General features: G+C 51.4%; 1 protein-coding gene. It reads right to left on the bottom strand.

Annotated features, from left to right (window positions below; genetic code table 11):
• The coding region (locus V6E90_RS21705) for a hypothetical protein (protein WP_332606435.1) at window positions 1-255 on the bottom strand (255 nt) is incomplete at both ends.

Raw genomic sequence — 255 nt, 5'->3', positions numbered from 1 at the left:
GAACTGTGATCGCACCAATCAAGTCAGCTGCAACTGTATCCACCGTGATGGTTACATCTGCATCTGCACTGTCAATGTTACCTTGTGCATCTACCGCTTCTGCATGGATCGTGATGCTGCCATCTGCCGCAACGGCTATCGCTGCAGTGATGAAGCCATTCACCAAGTCCGCTGCTGTTACTGTGTAGTTGGTACCATTTACGGTTACCACTGTACCCACTGCTGCATCTGGACCGAGTGCCACTTGTGCATCGA

The sequence above is a fragment of the Acinetobacter sp. ESBL14 genome, from assembly GCF_036668815.1.
Classification (GTDB): domain Bacteria; phylum Pseudomonadota; class Gammaproteobacteria; order Pseudomonadales; family Moraxellaceae; genus Acinetobacter; species Acinetobacter gyllenbergii.
The sequence above is the reverse complement of the archived record's forward strand: the minus strand, read 5'-3'. Positions and strand labels throughout refer to the sequence as shown.